General features: G+C 33.3%; 4 protein-coding genes. 1 reads left to right on the top strand and 3 read right to left on the bottom strand.

The features are described 5' to 3' along the window. Positions 1-86: 86 nt before the first annotated feature. Positions 87-1703 (top strand): alkaline phosphatase PafA, encoded by a 1617-nt coding sequence (pafA, locus tag ACSVH9_RS09405; protein ID WP_438063494.1) that lies wholly within the window; start codon positions 87-89, stop codon positions 1701-1703. Positions 1704-1756: 53 nt separating this feature from the next. Here pafA and ACSVH9_RS09400 read toward each other — a convergent pair whose 3' ends face one another. The 3 genes from ACSVH9_RS09400 to ACSVH9_RS09390 form a co-directional block, all read right to left on the bottom strand. Further along, positions 1757-3172 (bottom strand): alkaline phosphatase, encoded by a 1416-nt coding sequence (locus ACSVH9_RS09400; protein ID WP_438063493.1) that lies wholly within the window; start codon positions 3170-3172, stop codon positions 1757-1759. Between the two features lie 118 nt (positions 3173-3290). Beyond that, positions 3291-4508 carry a diaminopimelate decarboxylase gene (lysA, locus tag ACSVH9_RS09395; protein ID WP_438063492.1) on the bottom strand — a complete coding sequence of 406 codons (1218 nt, stop codon included), beginning with the start codon at positions 4506-4508 and terminating at the stop codon, positions 3291-3293. A gap of 185 nt (positions 4509-4693) precedes the next feature. Continuing rightward, a complete protein-coding gene (locus ACSVH9_RS09390) occupies positions 4694-6148 on the bottom strand; it encodes a glutamate synthase subunit beta (RefSeq protein ID WP_438063491.1) in 1455 nt (484 codons plus the stop codon). Position 6149: the final 1 nt, after the last annotated feature.

Here is a 6149-nt window from a genome sequence, read left to right as displayed (position 1 = left end):
CTATCATCACGGAAATATATCGACTAAAGTTCCTTTTTTTTAAATTTCTTGATAATATCAATTAAATTTGTTGAAAATATTTATTTATGAAAAAAGTTTTTGCATTATCGTTTTTGTTTGTTTTCTTATTTTCTTTTGGCCAGCAAAGGCCAAAACTTGTCATTGGAATAGTTGTAGATCAAATGAAAGCTGAATATCTTGATAGATTCTATGATGATTATTCTCAAGATGGTTTTAAACGATTGATGAATAATGGGTACTCATTTTATAATATGAATTATAATTATGTGCCTACTTATACAGCTCCTGGACATGCTTCAATTTATACAGGAACCACTCCTGCAACTCACGGTATTATTGGGAATGATTGGTATATTCGTGAAACTGGTAAAAACAGGTATTGTACAGACGATGCTTCTGTAAAAACATTGGTTATAGGAAGTGAAAAAGAAGGAATGATGTCTCCAAAAAATCTTTTCGCAACTACTGTGACTGACGAGCTAAGAATGGCAACAAATTTTAGAGGAAAAGTTATCGGTCTTAGTATAAAAGATAGAGGAGCGATTTTACCAGCTGGTCATTTTGCCAATTGGGCTTTTTGGTTTAGTAAGTCTGGAGACTTTATTTCAAGTTCTTTTTACGGTGATAAAATGCCTGATTGGGTAACGAAATTCAATAGTGAAAAGCACTATATGGATTATATCCAAAAAGGATGGAGTTTGTTAAAGCCTGCAACCGATTATAATGAAAGCCTTCCAGATGACAATCCTTATGAGGGTAAAATAGATAAATCTAAAGGGCCAATTTTTCCTTATGATTTGAATAAATTGTACAAAGAAACTGGTGCTGATATCCTTAGAACTACCCCATTTGGTAATGATTTGTTAGCCGATATTGCTTTACAAGCTATAGAAAGTGAAAGTTTAGGTAAGGATAATGATACCGACTTTTTAACGGTTAGTTTTTCATCAACGGATTATATTGGACATACTTTTGGTCCTAGATCGATGGAAATTCAGGATACTTATTTGCGATTAGATTTGACTTTGGCTAGGATATTTGATTACCTTGATAAGAAAGTTGGTAAAGATAATTATCTACTTTTTTTAACTGCTGATCATGCTGCTGCTGAGAACCCTATTTTTTTAAGAGATCGTAAATATGATGTTACGAATGTGCCATCAAAAGAAACTTTTAAATCTCTTGAAAAGTTTTCAATCGCAACTTATGGAGTTAACTTAGTATCGAATTATTCTAATTATAATATTTATTTGAATAGAGATTTAGTTAAAACCAAAGGATTAGAATTAAGCGCTGTAAAACAGGCTTTCAAAACTTTCATTTTGGAACTACCTCACATAAAAAGAGTATATACCGATGAAGAAATTTTGGCATCATCAGGAGGTGATTATTATTTAAATTTTATTTTTAAAGGATTTGATCCTAAACAGAATGGAGATTTAGTTTTAGTTCAAAAAACGGGTTATATGGAATATAACGAAACAGGTACAACACACGGAACACCTAATAGTTATGATACTAATGTGCCATTATTGTTTTATGGTTGGCACGTTCCTAAAGGCGAATCATATAAAAAAGTTTATATCACTTCAATTGCACCAACTTTGTCTAAAATACTTAAAATCACTTTTCCAAACGGAACTGAAGCTGAAGTTTTGGAAGAACTCTTGATTTCTAAATAAATAATTTTATTTATGAAATAAAAAAAACTCCTGAATTTCAGGAGTTTTTTTGGTTAAAATTTATTTTCTATTTCTGCAGCTTGAAGCATCAAATAATGAAGGTCAGTATTTTTTATAAATGGAGATAAAAGTTGACTTCCTGGTCCAAACATAGCTAGTTCAGTATAATCAGCTGAATGGTCTGTACTAATCCAGCCTACTGAGTTGCGCTTTTTCTGAATATCTCCTAACACTTTAAGAGGTAAGTGCCTTGGATTGTAAAGTCCATCTTCAAGTTTTATATTAGTATAGTAGCTTAAAATTTCCTTAGCTTCCTCTTCTTTTAAAATTATCTTATTTGCATACTCAATTCTTTCTATTACTTGCGCTACACTAGTTTCTTTTCCTATGCCATTTAAAATCCAATCATTGGTTTGAGTGTATTTTTGAATGCTATCAAAGTTATCATTGGCTTCTTTTCCGTATACTATACCTGGGTTGGCATTTCCATGATCAGAAGTTATAATAACTAAAGTATTTTGATCTTTTTCGGCAAAATCTATCGCTATTTTTATAGCTTCATCATGTGCGACTTGATCATAAATTAACCCAGCTACATCATTTCCATGAGCTGCCCAGTCTACCTTTCCAGCTTCGACTTGTAAAACGAATCCTTTTGGATGGTTTTTCATTTTGTCAATAGCTCTTTGGGTCATTTCTGCAAGTGTAGGGATGCTATTGGTTAGTTCCTTGCTGCTTTCTCTGTCTTTTGAATAGGGAAGTCCCTCTTTGTCAAAAATACCTAATATGGGTTTGCTGTTGTCACTTGACCACATTTCAGTTTTGTTTTTGACTACAGTAAAGCCTTTATCTTTAAATTCTTTATAAAGATCTCTTTTATCTTTTCGGATATCAGATGAAAAGTAGTTATCTCCACCACCCAACATGACATCAAATTTTAAGTCCAAATAAAGTTCTGCTATTCCTTCTTGACTATTTCTACTTTTAGAAGAAATACAAAATCCTGCTGGTGTTGCATGAGTAACGGGAACAGTAGTGACACAGCCAGCCATTTTTCCGGCTTTTTTGAACTTTTGCCAAATTGGTAAATATTCTTCGCCATTAGTACCTATGTTTAAGGATCCATTTTTAACACGAAAGCCACAACCCCACGATGAGCTTGCAGCTGCAGAATCTGTAACAATTGAAGATGCAGAGGCCATATCCATTAGTGCACGACTAACTTTTTTGTCTTTATACAATTGCATCCAGTTACTTCCTTTACCAGTTTTTCTAGTTAGATAAAGATCAGCCATGTTAAGAGTACCAATACTCATTCCATCACTTACGATAACTATGATGTTTTTTGCTTTTTTATTTTTGTGAAAATTGGATAAATCTAATTCGTTTGCGGGGCTTTCGAAAGGATTGAGTAGTGTAGTTCCAAGTGCGAAAAGGGAACCGTTTTTGAAGAAATTCCGTCTGTTCATATATTGTTTTTATTATAAATCAAATATAAGTAAGCTTACATTTGATTGAGGTTAAGATTTTTTTAAATATATAAAACATAAATGAAAAAATCCCATTTTTTCAAATGGGATTTAAATATTATACTGTTGCTTCTATTTGTAGAGGAATCTGATTTTGAAGTAAATCCTCAAATTTTTCATGAGCTCGAATCAAATGCCCTTTGCCATTTAACCACAAAACTTCAGCTGGTTTATATCTGGAGTTATAGTTTGAAGACATAGAGAAGCAATAAGCTCCAGCGTTGTGGAAAGAAAGAATATCTCCCTCTTTTATTTCAGCGATTCTCCTATTGTTTGCAAAAGTATCTGTTTCACAGATGTAACCTACAACAGAATAGAAACGTTCTTTTCCTTTTGGATTAGAAATATTTTCGATATGGTGTTGAGAACCATAAAGCATTGGTCGAATTAAATGGTTAAAACCGCTATCAATTCCAGCAAAAACAGTTGATGTAGTTTGTTTTACCACATTTACTTTTGTTAAAAAGTAACCAGCTTCACTGACTAAGAATTTTCCAGGTTCAAAAATCAATGTTAAGTCTTTTCCGTACTCAACACAGAAAGCATTAAAACGTTTTGATAATTTTTTACCTAATTCTTCGATGTCTGTTTGTACATCGTCTTTTTTATAAGGTACTTTGAAACCACTACCAAAATCTAAGAATTCAAGATTTTTGAAGTTTCTAGCAGCATCAAAAAGAATTTCTGCGGCGTATAAAAATACTTCAATATCTAAGATATCAGAACCTGTATGCATATGGATTCCGACAATGTTCATTTTAGTATTTTCTACTATTCGAACCAAATGTGGTAATTGGTGTATGGATATTCCAAATTTGCTATCAATATGGCCTACAGAAATGTTAGTGTTTCCACCAGCCATTACGTGAGGATTGATACGAATACATACAGGAACATTTGGGTGTTTGGTGCCGAATTGTTCTAGTATGGATAAATTATCAATGTTTATTTGAACTCCTAAAGCATTTACTTCTTCTATTTCTTCTAGTGAAACACCATTTGGAGTGTAAAAAATCTTTTCTGGTGCATAACCCGCATGCAAACCGAGAAGCACTTCTTGAATAGAAACAGTGTCTAAACCAGACCCCATATCTTTTAAAAGTTGAAGGATTGAAATATTTGACAATGCTTTCATCGCATAATTAATGCGAAGTTTTTCAACCTTAGAAAAAGCTTTTGTTAATCTGTTGAATTGAGATTGAATTTTTTCAGCATCATACACATATAAAGGTGTGCCAAATTGTTCTGCTAATTGAAGTAAGTCTTTTCCTTGCATTGTGATTTAATTTTTTACAAATTTATTACAGTTTCTACCTTCGACCAAATAAAAAACAAAATATAACAAAATATAACAAAATGTTATTAATTGAACATTTTGTTTGTGGATTTTGTTTTTTATAACAATAAAAAATCCCTTGACTTAAAAATTTATAGCCAAGGGATTTAAAAAAAATGGTTCTTTTATAAGCTAGGTAAATCGCCATTGCCTTTTGTAGGCAAATTGGTGTATCCCATTAAAAATAAATCAACTTCTCTCGCGGCTTCACGACCTTCTGAGATAGCCCAAACAATCAATGATTGCCCTCTTCTCATATCACCTGCTGTAAAAATATGAGGAACATTAGTTTGGTAGTTATTGGCTTTGAAGTTACTTCTCATATCCAATTCAAGACCAAGTTGTTCTGCTAAAGTTTTTTCGGGTCCTGTAAATCCTAAAGCGAGTAGTGCTAAATCGCATGGCCATATTTTTTCTGAACCTTCCTTTTCTATTAATTCAGGACGCTGTCCAGGAACAATTTTCCAAGTAACTTCTACTGTTTTTAGAGCTGTTAGTTCTCCTTTTTCATTAGCAATAAATTCTTTGGTATTGATTAACCAATTTCTACTACAACCTTCTTCGTGTGAAGAAGAAGTTTTTAGTTGTAGTGGCCAAAAAGGCCAAGGTGTAGATTCGCTTCGACCCACTGGAGGTTTTGGCATAATCTCAAAATTGGTAACTGATTTTGCGCCTTGTCTATTTGAAGTTCCAATACAGTCAGATCCTGTATCTCCTCCACCTATTACGATAACATCTTTTCCTGTAGCTTTGATTTGATTAGGAACTTCTTCACCGTATAAAACTTTAGTTTGTTGTGTTAAGAAATCCATAGCTTGAACTACGCCTTTGCTATCGGCTCCTTTGGTAGGTAAACCTCTTCTTTCTGTGGCTCCACCACAAAGAACGATTGAATCAAATTCATTTAATTCCTCTACTGAAAAGTTTACACCAACATTTACATTGGTTTTAAAAACGATACCTTCAGCTTCTAAAATTGCAACACGACGATCTATTATTCCTTTCTCTAATTTGAAATTTGGAATTCCGTAGCGTAACAATCCGCCAATAGCATTATCTCTTTCAAAAACAGTTACAGTATGTCCAGCACGATTGAGTTGTTGCGCAGCCGCTAAACCAGCTGGTCCAGAACCTACAACAGCAACTTTTTTACCAGTTCGAACTGCAGGCGGTTGTGGTTTAATCCATCCTTCCGCAAAACCTCTTTCTATAATGTTTTTCTCGATATTTTCGATGGCAACAGGTTCTTTAATAATACCAAGAACACATGATTTTTCACATGGTGCAGGGCATAATCTTCCTGTAAATTCAGGGAAATTATTCGTTGATTGCAATATTTCTAAGGCACTTTGCCATTCTTCTTGATGTACCATATCATTGAAATCTGGAATTAAATTCCCCAATGGACATGAGCTATGGCAAAACGGGATACCACAATCCATACATCTTGAACCTTGTTCTTTTATTTTATCTTTTGGTAATGCAATTGTGAATTCATTATAATTGGCAACGCGTTCAACAACAGCTATGTTACCTTCGTCGGCTCTATTAAATTCTTTAAATCCTCCTATTTTTCCCATG

The organism is Flavobacterium sp. RSSB_23, assembly GCF_051547145.1.
Classification (GTDB): domain Bacteria; phylum Bacteroidota; class Bacteroidia; order Flavobacteriales; family Flavobacteriaceae; genus Flavobacterium.
This window is presented reverse-complemented; position numbering and strand designations above follow the sequence as displayed.

Coding starts and splice junctions, on each gene's coding strand:
- pafA (WP_438063494.1), top strand. CDS start 87: ATGAAAAAAGTTTTTGCATTATCGTTTTTGTTTGTTTTCTTATTTTCT.
- lysA (WP_438063492.1), bottom strand. CDS start 4,508: ATGCAAGGAAAAGACTTACTTCAATTAGCAGAACAATTTGGCACACCT.
- ACSVH9_RS09400 (WP_438063493.1), bottom strand. CDS start 3,172: ATGAACAGACGGAATTTCTTCAAAAACGGTTCCCTTTTCGCACTTGGA.
- ACSVH9_RS09390 (WP_438063491.1), bottom strand. CDS start 6,148: ATGGGAAAAATAGGAGGATTTAAAGAATTTAATAGAGCCGACGAAGGT.